This is a genomic window from Pseudomonas anguilliseptica (assembly GCF_900105355.1).
In the GTDB taxonomy this organism is placed as follows: domain Bacteria; phylum Pseudomonadota; class Gammaproteobacteria; order Pseudomonadales; family Pseudomonadaceae; genus Aquipseudomonas; species Aquipseudomonas anguilliseptica.
In genome coordinates, this window is the sequence record NZ_FNSC01000001.1 from 414,627 (window position 1) to 431,475 (window position 16,849).

Below are 16,849 nucleotides of genomic sequence, written 5' to 3' on the forward strand. Positions count from 1 at the left end.
CGTTATTATTGGCACAACTGGTCGCGAGATCAGCCGATAAGCTTAAGAGACCTTCAGTCGGCCTCTTCAGATTATCTCCTCATCAGGCTAATCACGGTTATTGACCCGGCTCTTGCCGGGTCTTTTTTTACCTGTCGAAAAGTACGCTTAACAGTCTCTAGAAGTCGACCTGCGCCAACCACTCCGGCAGATTGAAGTGCTGGCTTACGCGACAGATCTTGCCATCGCGAATCTCGAAGAAACTTGCTGCCGTCAGCTGATAGCTCTGACCACAGGCATCCGGCAGGCCATCATCGGTGCTCAGGTATTCGCCGCTCAGAGTGAACTCACAAGCGGCGCGCTGCCCGCTCGGTTCGGTAAGGATTTGCAGATTGTCGATGCTTTCGCGGTAGCAGCGCTGGGTGCGCTCCAGGTAGTCAGCAAAGGCTTGCACACCCTGCTCGCGCGGGCCCTGGTTGATATCCAGCAACACATCGTCGCTGAGCAGGGCCAGACAGGCACGGCTATCACGTTCGTTGAGGGCGTTGAAATAGCGGGTCAGCAGGGCATGGGTAGCGGCTGGCATCGGCGGTCTCCGGTAAAAACCGCAGACTACCTGCTCAGCCGCAGGCAAATCGGGCTAGGGTCGCAGTTTTGCGCAGTGATCCTGCTCAGGCTGCGCTGGCGTGTACCAGACGTAATCGGCGGACTCAGCGGCTACCTGGCTGCCGACCTCCGCAAGAATCAGCACCTGCACAGCTTCAGCAGCACCTAAATCCTGCAGATGCAGCGGTACGCCCAACTCCCGGCGCACATGGAAAGCACCAGCAAACAGCAGACTTGGCTCCGGCGCAGCCAGCAGCGCTTCGGCCATACGCCGATCCCGTTGTTGCTGCACGGCGAGCATCGCCGGCAACTGACTTTCCGGCAGCAAGTTGCAGTGCGACTCGCGAATTTGCTTGAACAGCGCCTCGCGCACCGTCTGCGCCGTGGATACCTGGGCTTGCAGTTGCGGCACCTGGGCGTAAATCTGCATGACTTCGCGGCGCTCAAGGTTGACTGCCAGCAACGGATACGGTTGACGCAGCGCATGCTGCACGATGGGCCCGTACAGAGACCAAGCCCAGCCCGGCTGCCAGTTCAAAGCACCAAGCATGTCCTGCGGCGCCTGCCCGGCAGTGATGGCAGCGCGCACCTGATCGACCTTGGCCTGCTGATCCGGCGTCAGCATTTCCAGCAACAGGCTACCTTGTGGCCGCTGCGCTGCAAGCGCGCGCAACAACCAGAGCTGCAGCGCATGGTGATCGGGATTGTCATGCCGCTCGCCGACCAGCACCTTGGGCGCTGCAGCCAGACGTGTCAGCAGTTGCTCAGGCGTCAGCCGCGCGCCGGTGCGCAACTCGACAATCTGCCCCAGTTCAGGATGCTGCAAGCCTTCCGGGCTCTGCCAGGCAGGCAACACGGGTAACGAAGCCTGACAGGCGCTCAGCAGCGCCGCCACCAGCAGTAATGCAATACGCATAGACACAACCTTAGCGAGCAACAATTAAAGGATGACCCCGTTCTGGATGCTGCTGCACCAGCACTTCGAGACCGAACACGGCCTGCAGCGGCTCGGCGCGCAGCACGTCCTCAGGGCTACCGAGCGCATGGGGTCGACCGCGTTCCAACAGCAACAAGCGGTCGCAATAACGCGCAGCCAGATTGAGGTCGTGCAGGATCACCGGCACTGCTGCACCCTGCTCGACGAAGGCGCGGGTGGCCTGCAGCGTGGTGTGCTGATGCAGCGGGTCGAGCATCGAGGTCGGCTCATCGAGCAGCAGCATCTGCCCTTCACCACCCGGCCAGAGCTGGGCCAGCACCCGCGCAAGATGTACACGCTGACGCTCGCCGCCGGATAACGCCAGGTAACTGCGGCCGGCGAAATGCAAGGCATCGGCCGCTTCCAGCGCCTGATGAATGATCTGCGCATCACGCACACGCCCGCTGGCGTGAGGTAAACGGCCCATGCCGACCACTTCTTCCACGCGAAAGGCAAAGTTCAGCGTCGAGGTCTGCGGCAATACCGCCAAACGCTGCGCACGCTCACTGCCCGGCCAGTCCTGCAGCCGTCGCTGATCCAGCCAGACATCGCCGTGGCTCGGCTGCAGCTCGCCACACAAAGCACCCAGCAAGGTGCTCTTGCCGGCGCCATTGGGCCCCAGTACGCCGAGTACTTCGCCCGGACGCAGTTCCAGGTTGATATCCGCCAACACCGTACACGGGCCGCGCTGTACCGCCAGATTTTCCGCGCGCAGCATCAGGTACGCCCCCGCAACAACAGATAAAGGAAGAACGGCGCGCCAATCAGCGCCGTGACAATACCGATCGGCAGTTCCGCCGGGGCCAGCAGACGCACCAGATGCGGCACCACCAGGCCGATAAAGCCGATCATCCCCGCTGCGGCCACCGCTGCGCCAACGCCCAGGGCCGTGCAGAACACCAGCTCGGCCTTGATCCGTTCAACCGCAAAGCCCAGGTGACGCGCCTCGGATTCGCCCAAGAGCAAGGCGTTCAGTGCCTTGGCTCGACGCGGCAACCACAGCGCCACCGCCGCCGTGACCAGCAGCAGCGGCCACAGACGCGCGTAGCTGGCGCCATTGAGGCTGCCCAGGTTCCAGAACGTCAGGGTGCGCAAGGTGGCGTCATCGGCCAGGTAGGTAAACAAGCCAATGCAGGCGAACGCCAGAGCATTCAGCGCGATACCGGCCAGCAGCATAGTCGTCACACTGGTTTCACCATCACGCCGGCCCAGACGATAGACCAGCGCGGTCACCCCCAGGCCGCCGATAAAGGCACACAGCGACAACAGATAGGGCGCGAAGGCTTGCGGCAAACCGCCCAAGGCGGCGCCGCCGACAATCGCCAGCGCCGCGCCCAGGGCCGCACCGCTGGATACACCAATCAATCCGGGATCGGCCAGCGGGTTGCGGAACAGCCCCTGCATTGCCACTCCGCAAAGCGCCAGCACAGCGCCCACCAGCAACCCCAGCAGGGTGCGCGGCAGGCGGATCTGGCCGAGGATCAGTTCGGCCTGAGCCAGGTCATAACCCGCTTGCGCCAGACCCAACAGGCGTAGCGCTGCCTTGAGGGTATCCAGCAGCGGCAGGCTGACCGGCCCCAGCGCCAGGGATAACCAGAGCGCGAGCGCCAGCAGCAGGCTCAGTGCGATAAACAGTGAGCGCGGTCGAATAACAGGATTCATGGCGTGGACTTAGCTTCGGCGACCAGGGGTTGGCTGGCAGGATAAAAGGCTGCGGACAAGGCCGCCAGCTCATCCGGCATACGCGGGCCGAGACCACCGACCAGCAGCGTAGGGTCAAGCATCAGCAAACGCTGGTTAAGCGCCGCCCGGGTCGCCGCCAGCGCCGGGTTCTGCTGCAGCAATGCCTCACGCGCGGCGTCACCGGACAGGCTGCGGTCCGCGATGATCACCACCTCGGGATCCAGCGCCAGCAGGGCTTCGGTGGACAGCGCTTTGAAGCCGCTGTGGCTGGCCAAGTTGCGCCCGCCGGCGCGCTCAATCAACCAGTCGGCCGAGGTGTCCTTGCCACCGGCCATCGGACCACCACCCGCATGCCCGAGCAACAGCAACACTCCCGGAGCCATTTGCTGACGTTGCGCGACAATCAGCCAGTCGGCCTGCTGCTGCAAGCGCTGTTGATAGGCCGCAAAGGCCTGATCGGCGCGCTGCGGCTCGCCTAACAACGTGCCGATGTGCTGCAGACTGGCATGCAGGCTGGCCAGATTCGCCTTGGACGAGAGCATTTCCACCCGCACACCCGCGCCGCGCAATTGCGCCAGCACCGGCGGTGGGCCCATTTCCTCACTGCCGATCAACATATCCGGGCGCAGCGTCAACATGCCTTCGGCTGCCAGCTGGCGCTGATAACCGATGCTCGACAGTGCGCGCAGCGACTCTGGATGCTGACTGGTGCTGTCCACCCCGACCAGACGACTTTCGCCACCCAGCGCCACCACCCACTCACTGAGCGAGCCGCCGGAACTGATCCAGCGTTGCGGCAACGGTTCGGCGGCCATCACTGATCCACAGGACAACAGGCTCGCACACAGGGCGAGCAGAGTATTAAGGCGTTTCATGATTGGCCTCTAGAAGAATGCGACTGTCCTGAATGCCCTGCTGCTGCAGCAGCGCCATCAGGTCGAGAAATGCCGACAGCGGTGCCTGACGATCCAGCGCCAGGTCCAAGCCCGCAGAGTTGTCGGCAGCAAAGGCTTCGCTCAGTTGAGTGCGTAACGCGCTGAAATCCGCCTGCGGGGTGCCGTTAAAGCGCCAATTCCCCTCTGCGGACAGCTGTACTTGCATGCGCTCGCCGCTGCCGGCACTCGCTGTAGGCAGCGCTTCACGGCTCTGCGGCAGCTGCAGGGGCAGCTCCAGCAACGGCGTTTGCGCGGTCAGCAGAAAGAACACCAGCACGATAAAGATCACGTCGAGCAGCGGCGTCAGATCGGGCAACAGATTGCCCTGGGTGCTGCTGGCAGCGGGCAGACGAATCACGACAACACCCACTGCGCGGCCGGCTGATGACTCGGCAGCTCCAGCTCCAGGCCATCCAACGCCAGCTGGCAGCGATTGAGCAATGCCTGCACGCCCTCCAGGTAGTGCTCGGCCCATAAGGCAAAGCCCTGACCTGCCGCCAGCGCCGGAATGGCGATCAGCAAGCCCCACACCGTGGTGTACAGCGCCTGCCATAGACCATCGGCGAGCAGCGCAGGGGTGACCGGGCTGTTCTGCCCGGCGATATTGGCAAACATTTCGAGCATGCCCAGCACCGTACCGAGCAAGCCGAGCATGGGCGCCAGCATGCCGATCAGCTGCAGCAAGCGCAGTTGTCGATTGAGGCGCTGACGTTCTTCCAGCAACCAGCAGCCGAGCAGTTCTTCGCGCTGCACCGCTGGCAAGGCGCTGTGTTTGAGCAACAACGCCAGGCCATAGCGCCAACCGCGCGCGCGGCCCTTGCAGTGCTCGCGCTCACAGGTACGGCAAGCGCTGACTGCGGCCCGCCCGGCAGCATTGCTCAGCGGCTGCAAACGTAGAAATACGCTAAGGCGCTCAAGTATCAGCGCCAACGCCACAAGCGAGCACAGTGCCAGTGGCCAACCCAGCGGCCCCATCGCACTCCACCACTGGCTCATTTCAGCACTCCAGCGCTGGCGCGCTTTCGGCCAGGGCGCGCCAATCTTCACGCTCCGGGATACCCGGCTTGCGTGCACCAAACAGCTGCACCACCAACTCGCCATTAGCGTCGAAGGCTTCCCAGCTGGTGATCACGCCATCGCTGCTCGGCTTGCGCACCCGCCACAGCTCGGTCACGCCAGTGGTCTGCAGGTGCAGGTTGAACCCGGGGTCGAGTACGTTGAACCAGGTGTCCATCCAGCGCAGGTTGCGTACCGGGCCGGAATGAATCTGGATGCAGTGGCGATTGCCGACAAACACCATGATCGGCACTTCACGCGCACCGGCCTGTTCAAGCAGTTTCGGCAACTCGCGCACGTCCACTGGCTCGGCCCATTCGCGCCCTGCCAGGCGCAGGGCCTGGGTGCGTGTAGTGCCATGTTTTTTCAGCAGGGCAAAGAAATGGTGAGTGTCCTTGAGGGTCGACCAGCCCACGCGCAGGGCATTCACATCCACCTGAGCATCGGCTTGCACCGGTTGCGCTTGGGGCAATGGCATCAGCTCCAGCTCCACACTCTGCTCAGCCATACGGAAACGCTCCAGCAGAGGTGCCCAGGCACTTAGCTGGCTGTCCTCGGTGAGGAAGACCTTGTGCACCGCAGTGCCCTGACGGTCGAACACCTGAATGCTGCGCTGGATGCCTTTACCGGTTTGCTCTTCGATGGCAAACACACTGGCCCAGCCGCCGAGGAACAGGCGCAGGTCGATATCGGCCGAGACCACCAGGCCCATCTGGCCATTACCGGTCACCGTCACTTCACGGTAATAGCCTTTACGCTCATGCACACAATGCTCGTTGCGGGTCAGCGCCATCACATAGCCCAACTCACCGAGTGCTGGCAGTAACTGCGACCAATCAGGCTGCAGGCGCACGGTATCGACATCCAGGCGGCTGGCCACCAGCTCGGCCTCGCTGACGGCCAGGCGCTCGGCGGCATCGCGGGCGCGCAGGCGTGGCTGCTCGCTGCGCAGCACCTGCCAGGCCAGATACAGATCATTGCTGGGCGCGACGGATTGGGCGTGTGTGCTCATGAAAAACTCCTCACTGATTAATCAACGGCTCGCCGTCAAAGCGAACTGAATAGGGATCTGTACACGGCTAGGCACGGCCTGGCCGCCGGTTCTTTCAGGGTTAAAACGCCACTTGGCAACCGCCTCCAGGGCGGCGCGATCAAGACTGTCTACGCCAGAGGAGCGCAGCACATTCAGGCTGCGCTGCTGGCCGCGTTCATCCAGGCGCACCTCGACCAACACCACGCCCTGCTGATTGCGTCGCCGCGCCTGGGACGGGTAATTCGGCTGGCGTGGCGGCTCACGAAAGCTCGGTTTAGCGCTGAGCATTTCAGCGGCCGGTTGTGCTGCCACCTGTTTGGTCGGCGCGGACGGAGCTGAGCCGACAACCGCAGCTGGCTGGCTGGCCACCTTGCTTGCCAAAGCCTGAGCTGGCGCGCTCCTGGTCGGCGCGACCGCTTTCGCCAGCATCGGCTTGACCACTGGCACCTGCGCGGCGGGCTTGGCTACCGGGACCTTGCTCGGCACCACCGCCTGGCGCTGCGGTTGCGCAGGCTCTGACAGCTTGACCGGCGCCGGTGCGGCCTGTTGCAGCACTGCAGCCAGGCGTAACACCTGAGGGGCTTCGCGGCTTTGCGTAGCGTTCAAAGCAGGCGGTTGGGCGTCGCCATGCAGCAGCCAGCCGGCGATATGCAGCGCCAGCGACAGCAGCAGAAATAGCGACAAACGCAGCATGCAAGAGCTCAGTCAAACCGAATTAAATCCATTTGATAATTATTTGCATTCGCACGTCAATGTCGTTTAGTTTTGCCGCCGATGCCAACCCGGTGGTCACAGAAACCACCTGCACGATCCTGGAGTCCCCATGCACAGAAGTCCTCCATTCGCCCGCCGTCCCTGGCTTGCCCTGCTGTTGCTCAGCCCCTCGCTGGCCCTTGGCGCAGAACAAGCGCCGAACCAGTTCGATACCGTGACCGTCACGGCCACCCGCACCGAGCAGACCCTCGACCAGGTGCCCAGCACTGTGTCGGTGCAAACCGAACGGCAGATCGACCAGCAGAACATCAAGAACATCAAGGATCTGGTGCGCTACGAGCCCGGCGTATCGGTCGGCGGCAGTGGTGATCGATTTGGCCTGTCCGGCTTCACCATTCGTGGCATAGGCGGCAACCGCGTACTGACTCAGGTAGATGGTATTGGTATGCCGGACGCCTTCTCCTTCGGCGGCTTCCTCAGCGCCAAACGCGATTACGTCGACCTCGACACCGTCAAACAGGTGGAAATCATTCGTGGCCCCGCCAGCTCGCTGTACGGCAGTGATGCGATTGGCGGTGCGGTGAGCTTCCTGACCAAGGATGCCGGCGACTATCTGGACGAAGACGATGACGCTTACGCCCGCCTGAAAACCGGCTATGACGGCAGCGATGACAGCTGGCAGCGCAGCGCCACCTTCGCCGCCCGCCTGGGCCAGGTCGACGGCTTGCTGCACCTGGGTCGACGCAGTGGCCAGGCCACCGACACCCACGGCGGCCAGGGGGGAATCGGCGCTACCCGCGAACAGGCCAACCCGCTGGATTACCGCACCGATAACCTGCTGAGCAAATTCGGCTGGGATTACAGCGACAGCGGTCGCCTGCAGCTGACCTACGAGCGTTATCAGGACGACACCGATACCCGCGTGCTGAGCAACTACAGCAACACTGCGACCATCCGTACCCAGGATGCCGAAGACCGCGTCGACCGTGAACGCTACTCCCTCGCCCATACCCAGCAACTCGATACCCTGCTGGTTGACCAGATTCATAGTCAGCTCAGCTACCAAGACAGCCAGACCCGTCAGCAAACCTTCGAGGACCGCGTGGTCGGCGGCCAGCCGCGCTACCGCACACGGGACTCGTACTACGAAGAAAAGCTCTGGGCGTTCAATACCAAGCTGGACAAGGCATTCAGCATCGGCAGCACACAACATGCGCTGGTTTATGGCCTGGACGTCAAACACCTGAAGAACGCGGATCTGCGCAAAGGCGGCGAGACCGTACTGGCCACCGGCGTGACCACACCAGTTCTGCCCACCAGCGACTTCCCCGATCCGACCACCAAGGAATACGCGCTGTTCGCTCAGGACAGCATCAGCATTGGCCGCTGGACCCTGTTACCGGGTTTGCGTTATGACCACTATGAGATGAGCCCGCACGTCACCGACAAGTACCTCAACAGCCAGGCAACGGATCGCAATCCGAGCGACTTCAAGGATTCGGCGTTGTCGCCCAAGTTTGGCGTGACCTACCAGCTCGACGACGCCCACAGCGTCTACGGTCAGTACGCTGCAGGCTTCCGCGCGCCACAGGCAATCGAGATCTTTGGCGAGTTCGCCAACCCCGGCATGTACCGCACCCTGGCCAATACCAACCTGAAGGCGGAAACCAGCGACAGCTTCGAGCTGGGCTTGCGCGGCCAGTACGCCCTCGGCAGCTTTGGTGCAGCGCTGTTCTACAACCAGTACGACGACTTTATTGAGCAGATCAGCCACCCCTCCAGCGTGCCGGGTTTCCCCTTCGGCGAGTTCCAATACGTCAACCGTGATCGCGTGACCATTCGCGGTGCGGAAGCCAAAGGTGAGCTGTTCCTCGACCAACTGGGTCTTCCTGCTGGCTGGAAGCCCGTGGCAGCGTGGCTTATGCCCGCGGCAAGGATGAAGGCACAGGCCAGCCGATCAACAGTGTCGACCCACTCAAAGGTGTGTTCGGCCTGGGCTACAGCGAGCCGAGCGGCAAGTTTGGTGGCGAGCTGAGCTGGACCCTGGTGGCGGCGAAAACCCGCGTCGACATGACCCAAACCGCCAATCACGTCGAGACATCGGGTTATGGCGTACTCGACCTCAACGGCTGGTGGCAGATGACTGATGCCTTCGCTGTGAATGCCGGCCTGTTCAACCTGACCGACAAAGAGTACTGGCAGTGGGGTGATGTACGCGGCCTGACTGAAAATAGCCCAAGCCTGGGCCGCTTCAGCCAGCCGGGCCGCCACGCCGCCGTCAATCTGGTCTGGGAAATCTGACCCGGCAACATATCTACCGCGCTATTAACTAGCCGCAAAAAAGCGTTCCACTTGGCGCAAGGATGCGCCCTCCTCTTTCACTTCCCCGCCAGGGCGGCATAATACCGGCCTGTCGGGGAGGTTGCTATGTTGCGTTTATGTGCACAGGATGAAGTGGCCGAAGGCCAGAGCCGGGGCTTCGAAGTTGCAGGTGAGAAGCTGTTTGCCGTGCGCAAGGACGGCCAGCTGTATGCCTATCGCAATCGCTGCCCGCACCGTGGCATCCCGCTGGAATGGCTACCCGACCAATTTCTCGATCACAGCGCCAGCCTGATCCAATGCGCCACCCACGGCGCACTGTTTCTGATCGAATCCGGCGAATGCGTCGCCGGCCCCTGCGCCGGGCAGTCGCTGCAAGAGCTTGCCATCCACGAAGATGAACAGGGCATCTGGGTTGATCTAAACGAAGCCTAAGAACCTGTTTACGATCTCGCGAGCTAGAGCCATACAAGGCAAAAGCAGGCGAGGACGCGGAGTTTACTGGCTGTAAATGAGCATCCGAGCCTGCTTTTAACGCCGTAGGGCCGACGCGCAGCAGATCGTAAATAGGTTCTAAAGCCCTGCGGTCTGCAGGCGCTGAGCATGCTCAACAAACAACTTGACCGGTTCAGCACCCTTGCCGACCAGGCCGAAGGTCTGATTGATGATGTCGAAGTGATCCAGCGGGTACTGATCACCGATCACCGTTCCCAGGTGCGAGCTGTAGCGGCCGACCATGCCATCGCACTGGCCAACTTCGCGCTGAAAGGTTTTGGCAAACAGTCGGCAGGCGACATTCGGCCCGTCGAAGCGGTTGCCGCCTTTATTGGTGATACCTGGCTGAATGGTGCCGGACCAGGAGTAGTAGCGCACGCCATTGACCTCAGCCGCGCCTTCGCCCCCCCAGACTTCAGGCAAGCCCTGCGGATACTGCGCATTGAACGCTGCCACGCCCTCGCTGGTCAGCGACTGCTGCGCCGCCGCCACATCGATCGGCAGTGGTTCGCCTTTATAACCACGCTCCAGCCACGCCATACAACGCGCCACGCCGCGTAATAAAGCACTCAACACGCGCTCACGCAGGCTGCCATGCGAGGCTTTGCGCTTGAGAAAATCCGCCAATTCCGAACCATGATTCGGCCCGGCTACCGAGGTCACGGACGCCACCCACTCGGATTTTAGCGCGGCCGCATAGCGCGCCGTCAGCGCGCCCTGGCTATGAGCGATCAGATGGACCTTTTCTGCGCCAGTCTGCTGCAACACATCGGCGATACGCAGCAACAGTTGCTCGCCGCGCACCTCAGTGGAGTGCACCGAAGACACCAGTACCGGGAAGACTGTTGCACCGAGGCGGCGCAGCGCCGTGACGATGCCGTACCAGTAGGGGTAACCGAGCAGGCTGATAAAACCGAGTAAACCTGGCACCAGGACCAGGGGATAACGGGGTGCAGAAGATGTCGACATAGCAAACCATCCTTGTGTCATACCGCCAAGAAAGAAAGTGCTGAACCACGAAGTATGCCAATACAGTTCGTGGGAAAACTGAGCCGCCTGGCATATAGTCCCGGCTTCTCTTTGCGCTGCCATGACCATGCATACCATCGAACGGATTTACCCGAAGGATCTCAACCCGCAGAACCCGGATGACCAGGCCAGCCAGCATATTCACATGCAGCGCTATGAGTTCGCCGCCGAGCACCTCAGCGGCCAGCGCGTGCTGGATATGGCCTGTGGCTGCGGCTATGGCACCGCCCTGCTGGCCGAGCGCAACCCGCACATGCAAGTTACCGGCGTGGACATCGACCCGGCGGCCATCGCTTACGCCCGCGCGCATTACCAACTGTCCAACCTGCGTTATGAATGTACCGATGCCGAACAATTCGCCAGCGAGCAGGGCTTTGATTGCATCGTCAGCCTGGAAGCCATCGAGCACCTGCCGCGTCCGCAACAGCTTCTGGCCAACTATGCACGCTTATTGGCCGAGGGCGGCAAGGTCATCGCTTCGGTGCCAATCACCCCGACCCTGGACGGCAACCCCCACCACCTGCATGACTTCAGCAAACGCAGCTTTTATGCGCTGTTCCGCCAGCAGGGGCTGCATGCCAGCCAGTACTTGGAACAGATTCAGTGGTGGCAGTTCAAAGGTTTGTTTTCGAAACAGGTCGATCAACAGAAACAGCACCGCAGCGAAGGGGTCGGCAATGCTGTGCTGCTGTATTACCGCAAGCGCCCGCTGTACCTGTTCAGCCGGCTGTATTCGATGCTGCGCTACGGCTTTAGCAACCGTTATCTGACCTGCGTTTTTACCCGCTGACTGTCGCCCAGGCAAACCCCGCGCAGGGTGGAAGGCGCTGCTTTCATCCACCACTGCCGTTGGTGGATGGGTGAAGCGTCAGCGTCATCCACCCTACATAGAGCTGCTTGCTCGGGGCGATTTCAAAGCCCAGCCGGCATAGCCTCTAACGGACGGCGGCGGTAGATCCAGATCCGCTTAAGCACCGTCGCGAACTGCTTCCACAAGCTGCCGTTGTTGTAGACCTGTCCATAGCGCTCGGCAATCTCGCGCACCTTCACGGCCATCGCCGCATAGCGCCGAGCCGGTAGATAGGGAAACAGGTGGTGTTCGATCTGATGGCTCAGGTTGCCGGTGAGGATATGAAACAGCGGCCCGCCATTCAGGTTGCTGGACCCGCGCAGCTGACGCAGGTACCAGTGACCGCGGCTCTCGCCGACCACCGACTCCTTGCTGAACACCGCCGCCTGCTCGGTAAAGTGACCGCAGAAGATCACCGTGAAGGTCCACAGATTGCGGATCAGGTTGGCCACGGTATTCCCGGCCAGCACCGCCACGGCATTGGCCCCGATAAGCAGCGCCAGCAACGGAAAGAACAGGTAATCCTTACCCCACTGCCGCAGGATCTTGGCGTTGAACTGTTTGATCAGCGGGCGCACCTCGGCCTTGCTCAGCTTGCCCTTGTAGACCTTGTCCAGACGCAAGTGCTGGATCGCCACCGAGTACTGGAACAACAGCGCCTGAATCGTCACCCACAGCGGCTGCCAGCGGTAGAACGGCTTCCAGCGTTGTTCGGGAAACAGCCGCACCACGCCATACCCCACGTCATCATCCATGCCCAGTACATTGGTCCAGGTGTGATGCACATGGTTATGGGTGTGCCGCCAGAAGTCACTAGGCCCGGCGATATCCCACTCATAGCTGCGCCCGGCAAATTCGGGATCATTCATCCAGTCGTACTGGCCGTGCATGACGTTATGGCCCAACTCCATATTCTCCAGAATCTTGCCCAGGCCCAGCAGCAAGGTGCCGAGCAACCAGGTCGGCGGAAACCAACCAAGCATCAGCAAGGCCCGACCGCTCCAGCAACAGCAGCGCACCGCAGCGCGGATACGACGGATATAGCGCGCATCTGCCTCGCCCAGATCAGCCAGGGTGCGTTGGCGCAAGACGTCCAGCTCGTTGCCGAAGGCGTGCATTTCATCCATGGAGAGTTCACGGTCACGACGCATAGGAGTTCCCTCGCAAGTTAAAGATCAATTTCGACGTCGCTGTGAGGGGCACTTACACACAAGCGTATGGGCTGCCCGGGCTCGCTAAACAGCGCACCACTGCGCAAATCGCGCACCGTGCCGCTAAGCAAGGTGCAGGTACAACTGGCGCAGATGCCCTGGCGACAGCCATGCACCGGCTGCAGGCCATGGGCCTCGGCCTGTTCCAGCAAGCTGTGCTGATTATTGGCAGTCGCCTGCTGATGGCTACGAGCAAAACCCAAACGCACCTGGCGCAAGCTGACGTCGGCGTGCAGCATGGGCGCAGTGAAGGCCTCAACCTGCAACGCACCAGGCAAGCTGGCGGCCTGCCACCACTGCTGCACCTGGGCGACAAACCCCGCCGGACCGCAAGCCAGCACACGGCGCTGGTCCAGCTGCGTGACCTCGGTCAGATGCTCGCCAGCAAAACGCCCAGTCAGGGCTCCCGACTCAGCCCCGGCAGCGGTCAGCGACCAACGCACCTGCAGATTGCTGTGTTGCGCCTGCAGGGCCTGCAGCTCAGCGACAAAACCGCGCTGACCCTGCTCACGCACGTAATGCAGCAGCGTGATCGGTGCGCTGAAACCCTGAGCCAGCGCGGCGCGCAGCATGCCCAGCAGCGGCGTGATGCCACTGCCCGCAGCCAACAGCAACACGCCCTGTTGCGCCTCGGGCCAGCTCAGCTCGCCATACACAGGCCCCAACTCCAGCACATCGCCCACCGCCAGATGCTCCAGCAGGTAAGGCGAGACGCGGCCAGCGGCCTGATGCTTAACCGCGATCTGCACACGGCCTTTCGGCTGCACCGCAGTCAGGCTGTAACTGCGGCTCAGGCGTACGCCATCGCGCTCGAGGTACAGCTGCAGGTGTTGGCCCGGCTGCGCGCCGTGCCAGTTGCCATTGGCCTGCAGGGTCAATTCGAGCATGTCATCGGCCACCCACTGGCGCTGGGTAACCTGCGCGAACACCCGATTCAGCCGCAGCGCCGGGTGCAGCAACTTCAACCCGGCATCGACATCACTTTCCCGCAGCCAGCCGTGGGCGACCAGCGCGCGCAGTGGATACAGCAGGCTGGCAAGCCCACGTACCCAGGCAAAAGGAAGAAGGGCCATGGCAAGACTCCAGTGAACAATTGCTCACCAGACTGGCAGAGCGCGCCAATTCAGTCAACAGTCGTACACTCAAAGCCAGGGGCGCATGCACGGTTCGACGTAAACAATGAGCGTTTGTTAGAGTGCTGCGCTGATTTCGCCATGCAGAGCCATGCCCGCTTGAAACCACTACAACCGCGCGCCGAACAAAAACTGCAAACCCGCCACGCCCTGATGGACGCAGCGCGCAGCCTGATGGGCAGCGGCCGTGGCTTTGGCAGCCTGAGCCTGCGCGAAGTGGCGCGCTGCGCCGGCATCGTGCCGACTGGTTTCTACCGGCACTTCGAGGATATGGACGCCCTGGGCCTGGCGCTGATCGCCGAGGTCGGCGAAACCTTCCGCGAAACCATTCGCCAGGTACGCCATCACGAGTTCGAAGTGGGCGGCGTGATCGACGCTTCGGTGCGCATCTTCCTCGACGCAGTGGCGGCCAACCGTTCGCAATTCCTGTTTCTCGCCCGCGAGCAGTACGGCGGCTCGCTGCTGGTACGCCAGGCCGTGGGCGCGCTGCGCGAACGCATCACCGCCGACCTGGTGGCGGATCTTGCGGCCATGCCGAAACTGCAACACTTCGACGCCCCGGCGCAGAACGTGATCGCCGACCTGGTGGTAAAAACCGTATTCGCCACCCTGCCAGAACTGATCGACCCTCCTGCAGCGCCCCTGCCGATGCACGCCTCGCCCGAGGTCAAAATGATCGAGCAGCTGCGCTTTATCTTTATCGGTGCAAAGCACTGGCAAGGCCTCGGGCAAACCCGCGACTGATCACCGCCCGTAGCTCGCACCAAAAACACGCACAACCCAAACAAGCGCACCAAACCAAACCTCATCACGCTCTAATTTCAGCCACACCCACCCCAGGCGCCCCGCTCTGCGTGGCGCAACAGCAGTTTGGCAAGGCACTTGCTCTATAACCGGTATTGCCCTGCCGGAAACTGCCCCATGTTGGTGATCCACCGCCGTATTGCCGCCCAGCCACACTGGGACGCCGAACTTGAACTGAGCTTCGAGGCCCGCAGCAAAAGCCGCCTGCGCTGCTTCAGCCGCACCGGCGAAGATGTCGGCCTGTTCCTCGAACGTGGCCAGCCGGCGTTGCACGACGGCGAATGCCTGCAAGCCGAAGACGGCCGCATCGTCCGCGTGGTCGCCCGCGCCGAGCCGCTGCTGCACGTTACCTGCGCCACCCCCTTCGAATTGATGCGCGCCGCCTACCACTTGGGCAACCGCCACGTCGCCCTGCAACTCGGCGATGGCTGGCTGCGCCTGCCGGATGACTACGTGCTCAAGGCCATGCTCGAACAGCTGGGCGCCATGGTGGAACTGATCGAGGCGCCCTACCAACCCGAGCAAGGCGCTTACGGCGGAGGCCACCACCACTCCCATGCCGGCGATGCCGAGTTCAGCTATACGCCGCGCCTGCATCAGTTTGGTGCGCGCAAGTGAATAAAGTCTGGCAGCTACTGCGGCTGGCCAGCCCGCCACTGGCGAAAAGCCAATCGGCTACAGCGCTCTCGACAGCAAGGCCTACCGATGAATAAGGCCTGGGCGCTACTGAGACTGGCAAGTCCTCAATTACCTATTGGCGGCTACAGCTATTCCCAGGGCCTGGAAATGGCCGTCGAACAGGGTCTGGTCGATGACGCCGCAAGCGCTGAGCGCTGGATTGCCGATCAGCTGTTGCTGAATCTCGCGCGCTTCGAGGCGCCGCTGCTGCTCGCCCATTGCCAGGCCGCCGCCAGCGAGGACTGGGCCCAGCTGCGCCAGCTCGCCGAACAGCAACGCGCCAGCCGTGAAACCCGCGAACTGCGCCTGGAAAACCGGCAAATGGGCTACTCCCTGCAGCAGCTGCTCAGTGGCCTACCCGAGCTGGATCAGCCGGCGCAGCTGCTGTTCAGCGAACTGGACGAACCCGGCCTGGCCATTGGCTGGGCGCTGGCGGCACGAGCCTGGCAGATCGCGCCAGAGGATGCCCTTGCCGCCTGGCTCTGGGGCTGGCTGGAAAACCAGCTGGCGGTGCTGATGAAAACCCTGCCGCTGGGCCAGCAAGCCGCCCAGCGTCTGACCACACAACTGCTGCCGCTGCTCGATCAGGCCCAGCGCCAGGCTAGCGAGCTGGAACCGCAACACTGGGGCAGTGCCGCCTTCGGCCTGGCCCTGGCGAGCATGGCGCATGAGCGCCAGTACAGCCGCTTATTCCGCTCTTGATGATAAGGAAAACTTGAAGATGAACAGCCAACCCCTGCGCGTCGGCATCGGTGGCCCGGTCGGTTCCGGCAAGACCGCCCTGACTCTGGCCCTGTGCCTGGCCCTGCGCGAGCGCTACAACCTGGCGGTGGTGACCAACGATATCTACACCCAGGAAGACGCGCAGTTTCTGGTGCGCAACGAGGCCCTGGCGCCGGAGCGGATCATCGGCGTAGAAACCGGCGGCTGTCCGCACACGGCGATCCGCGAAGACGCCTCGATCAACCTGGAAGCGGTGGATCAACTCAACCGGCGTTTCCCAGGCCTGGACCTGATCATCGTCGAGTCCGGCGGCGACAACCTCTCGGCCACCTTCAGCCCGGAGCTGTCGGACCTGACCATCTATGTGATCGACGTATCGGCCGGCGACAAGCTGCCGCGCAAAGGCGGCCCTGGCATCTGCAAGTCCGACCTGCTGGTGATCAACAAGGTCGACCTGGCCCCGCTGGTCGGCGCCTCACTGGAGGTAATGGAACGCGACACCCTGAAGATGCGTGGCGACAAGCCATTCGTGTTCAGCAACCAGAAGATCGGCCAAGGCCTTGAGCAGATCATCGCCTTTATCGAACGGCACGGCATGCTCACGGCCGCTTGAGAACCTACTCAG

Annotated in this window: 20 protein-coding genes; 8 read left to right on the plus strand and 12 right to left on the minus strand. The window is 62.4% G+C overall.

The window, feature by feature from the left end:
• Positions 1-157 precede the first annotated feature (157 nt).
• The 9 genes from BLW24_RS02115 to BLW24_RS02155 are packed head-to-tail and all read right to left on the minus strand — an operon-like array spanning position 158 to position 6,961.
• Positions 158-565, minus strand: coding sequence for a nuclear transport factor 2 family protein (locus BLW24_RS02115; protein ID WP_090376095.1), 408 nt, complete (start codon positions 563-565; stop codon positions 158-160).
• Positions 566-619: 54 nt separating this feature from the next.
• Complete coding sequence (locus BLW24_RS02120) at positions 620-1,501, minus strand: ChaN family lipoprotein (protein WP_090376099.1); 882 nt, start codon at positions 1,499-1,501, stop codon at positions 620-622.
• Between the two features lie 10 nt (positions 1,502-1,511).
• Positions 1,512-2,279, minus strand: a complete 768-nt coding sequence (locus tag BLW24_RS02125) for a heme ABC transporter ATP-binding protein (protein ID WP_090376102.1) — start codon at positions 2,277-2,279, stop codon at positions 1,512-1,514.
• The gene (locus BLW24_RS02130; RefSeq protein WP_090376105.1) at positions 2,279-3,223 is read right to left on the minus strand and encodes a FecCD family ABC transporter permease; all 945 of its coding nucleotides are present in this window, start codon (positions 3,221-3,223) and stop codon (positions 2,279-2,281) included. Before BLW24_RS02130 ends, BLW24_RS02125 begins: the two co-directional genes overlap by 1 nt.
• Positions 3,220-4,119 (minus strand): heme/hemin ABC transporter substrate-binding protein, encoded by a 900-nt coding sequence (locus BLW24_RS02135; RefSeq protein WP_090376108.1) that lies wholly within the window; start codon positions 4,117-4,119, stop codon positions 3,220-3,222. Before BLW24_RS02135 ends, BLW24_RS02130 begins: the two co-directional genes overlap by 4 nt.
• Positions 4,106-4,537, minus strand: a complete 432-nt coding sequence (locus tag BLW24_RS02140; protein ID WP_167360311.1) for an ExbD/TolR family protein — start codon at positions 4,535-4,537, stop codon at positions 4,106-4,108. Before BLW24_RS02140 ends, BLW24_RS02135 begins: the two co-directional genes overlap by 14 nt.
• Positions 4,534-5,175: a MotA/TolQ/ExbB proton channel family protein gene (locus BLW24_RS02145; RefSeq protein WP_167360312.1), complete on the minus strand. Its 642-nt coding sequence runs from the start codon at positions 5,173-5,175 to the stop codon at positions 4,534-4,536. The genes BLW24_RS02140 and BLW24_RS02145 overlap by 4 nt, the downstream gene beginning before the upstream one ends.
• 1 nt (position 5,176) lies before the next feature.
• On the minus strand, positions 5,177-6,247 hold the full coding sequence (locus tag BLW24_RS02150; protein ID WP_090376116.1) for a hemin-degrading factor: 1,071 nt from the start codon (positions 6,245-6,247) through the stop codon (positions 5,177-5,179).
• A gap of 21 nt (positions 6,248-6,268) precedes the next feature.
• Positions 6,269-6,961 (minus strand): energy transducer TonB, encoded by a 693-nt coding sequence (locus tag BLW24_RS02155; protein ID WP_090376121.1) that lies wholly within the window; start codon positions 6,959-6,961, stop codon positions 6,269-6,271.
• 130 nt (positions 6,962-7,091) lie between these two features.
• Between BLW24_RS02155 and BLW24_RS02160 the strand changes: the two genes are divergently transcribed.
• From BLW24_RS02160 to BLW24_RS02165, 3 genes are all read left to right on the plus strand, one after another.
• Positions 7,092-9,017: a TonB-dependent hemoglobin/transferrin/lactoferrin family receptor gene (locus BLW24_RS02160; RefSeq protein ID WP_338062044.1), complete on the plus strand. Its 1,926-nt coding sequence runs from the start codon at positions 7,092-7,094 to the stop codon at positions 9,015-9,017.
• On the plus strand, positions 8,939-9,283 hold the full coding sequence (locus tag BLW24_RS26935; protein WP_338062095.1) for a hypothetical protein: 345 nt from the start codon (positions 8,939-8,941) through the stop codon (positions 9,281-9,283). Before BLW24_RS02160 ends, BLW24_RS26935 begins: the two co-directional genes overlap by 79 nt.
• Before the next feature lie 126 nt (positions 9,284-9,409).
• On the plus strand, positions 9,410-9,736 hold the full coding sequence (locus BLW24_RS02165; protein ID WP_090376124.1) for a Rieske (2Fe-2S) protein: 327 nt from the start codon (positions 9,410-9,412) through the stop codon (positions 9,734-9,736).
• 138 nt (positions 9,737-9,874) lie between these two features.
• Here BLW24_RS02165 and BLW24_RS02170 read toward each other — a convergent pair whose 3' ends face one another.
• Entirely contained in the window at positions 9,875-10,765 is an 891-nt protein-coding gene (locus tag BLW24_RS02170; protein WP_090376128.1) for an esterase/lipase family protein, read from the minus strand.
• A gap of 121 nt (positions 10,766-10,886) precedes the next feature.
• Here BLW24_RS02170 and BLW24_RS02175 point away from each other — a divergent pair, with 121 nt between their 5' ends.
• Positions 10,887-11,615 (plus strand): class I SAM-dependent methyltransferase, encoded by a 729-nt coding sequence (locus BLW24_RS02175; RefSeq protein WP_244161066.1) that lies wholly within the window; start codon positions 10,887-10,889, stop codon positions 11,613-11,615.
• 122 nt (positions 11,616-11,737) lie between these two features.
• Here the strand turns inward: BLW24_RS02175 and BLW24_RS02180 are convergent, their stop codons facing one another.
• Positions 11,738-12,826, minus strand: a complete 1,089-nt coding sequence (locus BLW24_RS02180; RefSeq protein WP_090376130.1) for a fatty acid desaturase family protein — start codon at positions 12,824-12,826, stop codon at positions 11,738-11,740.
• Between the two features lie 17 nt (positions 12,827-12,843).
• On the minus strand, positions 12,844-13,959 hold the full coding sequence (locus BLW24_RS02185) for a ferredoxin reductase (RefSeq protein ID WP_090376133.1): 1,116 nt from the start codon (positions 13,957-13,959) through the stop codon (positions 12,844-12,846).
• Between the two features lie 141 nt (positions 13,960-14,100).
• Between BLW24_RS02185 and BLW24_RS02190 the strand changes: the two genes are divergently transcribed.
• The 4 genes from BLW24_RS02190 to ureG all read left to right on the plus strand — a co-directional run bounded on the left by BLW24_RS02190 (position 14,101) and on the right by ureG (position 16,837).
• Positions 14,101-14,763: a TetR family transcriptional regulator gene (locus BLW24_RS02190; protein WP_090376136.1), complete on the plus strand. Its 663-nt coding sequence runs from the start codon at positions 14,101-14,103 to the stop codon at positions 14,761-14,763.
• A gap of 177 nt (positions 14,764-14,940) precedes the next feature.
• Complete coding sequence (ureE, locus tag BLW24_RS02195; protein WP_090376139.1) at positions 14,941-15,441, plus strand: urease accessory protein UreE; 501 nt, start codon at positions 14,941-14,943, stop codon at positions 15,439-15,441.
• Positions 15,442-15,528: 87 nt separating this feature from the next.
• Entirely contained in the window at positions 15,529-16,203 is a 675-nt protein-coding gene (locus tag BLW24_RS02200) for an urease accessory protein UreF (protein ID WP_090376143.1), read from the plus strand.
• 19 nt (positions 16,204-16,222) lie between these two features.
• Positions 16,223-16,837: an urease accessory protein UreG gene (gene ureG, locus BLW24_RS02205; RefSeq protein ID WP_090376147.1), complete on the plus strand. Its 615-nt coding sequence runs from the start codon at positions 16,223-16,225 to the stop codon at positions 16,835-16,837.
• The last annotated feature ends 12 nt before the right edge of the window (positions 16,838-16,849 follow it).